The organism is Serratia sp. CoH_122_TC_1 (assembly GCF_058191755.1).
This window is the reverse complement of record NZ_JBXWLA010000045.1, coordinates 1,620-3,505: the sequence shown is the minus strand read 5'-3', so window position 1 is coordinate 3,505 and position 1,886 is coordinate 1,620. Positions and strand designations below refer to the sequence as shown.

Below are 1,886 nucleotides of genomic sequence, written 5' to 3'. Positions count from 1 at the left end.
TTAATTGATGCCTGGCAGTGTCCTACTCTCGCATGGGGAGACCCCACACTACCATCGGCGCTACGGCGTTTCACTTCTGAGTTCGACATGGGGTCAGGTGGGACCACCGCGCTATTGCCGCCAAGCAAATTCTTTAATTCTTTTCGCCGAACTTCTAAACCCACTTTAATAAAAGTGGTGCTGATACCCAGAGTCGAACTGGGGACCTCACCCTTACCAAGGGTGCGCTCTACCAACTGAGCCATATCAGCACACTAATTTGATGCCTGGCAGTGTCCTACTCTCGCATGGGGAGACCCCACACTACCATCGGCGCTACGGCGTTTCACTTCTGAGTTCGGCATGGGGTCAGGTGGGACCACCGCGCTATTGCCGCCAGGCAAATTCTGTTTCATTCCGGCCGTTACTCACGTAACCACCAGAACCAATCTCGGAACCCGCTGAAAATCTTTCGTCTGCTCTAAAAACACCTTTGGTGTTGTAAGGTTAAGTCTCACGGATCATTAGTACTGGTTAGCTCAATGCATCGCTGCACTTACACACCCAGCCTATCAACGTCTTAGTCTTAAACGTTCCTTCAGGGGAATCAAGTTCCCAGGGAAGACTCATCTCGAGGCAAGTTTCGCGCTTAGATGCTTTCAGCGCTTATCTTTTCCGCACTTAGCTACCGGGCAGTGCCATTGGCATGACAACCCGAACACCAGTGGTGCGTTCACTCCGGTCCTCTCGTACTAGGAGCAACCCCTCTCAATCTTCCAACGCCCACGGCAGATAGGGACCGAACTGTCTCACGACGTTCTAAACCCAGCTCGCGTACCACTTTAAATGGCGAACAGCCATACCCTTGGGACCTACTTCAGCCCCAGGATGTGATGAGCCGACATCGAGGTGCCAAACACCGCCGTCGATATGAACTCTTGGGCGGTATCAGCCTGTTATCCCCGGAGTACCTTTTATCCGTTGAGCGATGGCCCTTCCATTCAGAACCACCGGATCACTAAGACCTACTTTCGTACCTGCTCGAGCCGTCACTCTCGCAGTCAAGCTAGCTTATGCCTTTGCACTAACCTCACGATGTCCGACCGTGATTAGCTAACCTTCGTGCTCCTCCGTTACTCTTTGGGAGGAGACCGCCCCAGTCAAACTACCCACCAGACACTGTCCTCACCCCGGATTACGGGGCCGAGTTAGAACATCAAACATTAAAGGGTGGTATTTCAAGGTTGGCTCCACGCAGACTGGCGTCCACGCTTCAAAGCCTCCCACCTATCCTACACATCAAGGCTCAATGTTCAGTGTCAAGCTATAGTAAAGGTTCACGGGGTCTTTCCGTCTTGCCGCGGGTACACTGCATCTTCACAGCGAGTTCAATTTCACTGAGTCTCGGGTGGAGACAGCCTGGCCATCATTACGCCATTCGTGCAGGTCGGAACTTACCCGACAAGGAATTTCGCTACCTTAGGACCGTTATAGTTACGGCCGCCGTTTACTGGGGCTTCGATCAAGAGCTTCGCCTTGCGGCTGACCCCATCAATTAACCTTCCAGCACCGGGCAGGCGTCACACCGTATACGTCCACTTTCGTGTTTGCACAGTGCTGTGTTTTTATTAAACAGTTGCAGCCAGCTGGTATCTGCGACTGGCTTCAGCTCCGAGAGCAAGTCTCTTCACCTACGCGCCAGCGTGCCTTCTCCCGAAGTTACGGCACCATTTTGCCTAGTTCCTTCACCCGAGTTCTCTCAAGCGCCTTGGTATTCTCTACCTGACCACCTGTGTCGGTTTGGGGTACGATTCTGTGTTACCTGATGCTTAGAGGCTTTTCCTGGAAGCTTGGCATCAACTACTTCTGCACCGTAGTGCATCGTCATCACGCCTCAGGGTTGAATT

General features: G+C 52.7%; 1 tRNA gene and 3 rRNA genes (1 of these 4 only partly in view). All 4 read right to left on the bottom strand.

Features of this window, described 5'->3' with window-relative positions:
- Positions 1-9: 9 nt before the first annotated feature.
- Positions 10-125 (bottom strand): 5S ribosomal RNA (gene rrf, locus AC2FC2_RS26770).
- 50 nt (positions 126-175) lie between these two features.
- Positions 176-251, bottom strand: a tRNA-Thr gene (locus tag AC2FC2_RS26765).
- A 13-nt stretch (positions 252-264) separates the two neighbouring features.
- Positions 265-380, bottom strand: a 5S ribosomal RNA gene (gene rrf, locus AC2FC2_RS26760).
- 102 nt (positions 381-482) lie between these two features.
- Positions 483-1,886 (bottom strand): 23S ribosomal RNA (locus AC2FC2_RS26755); it runs 1,602 nt beyond the window's last position.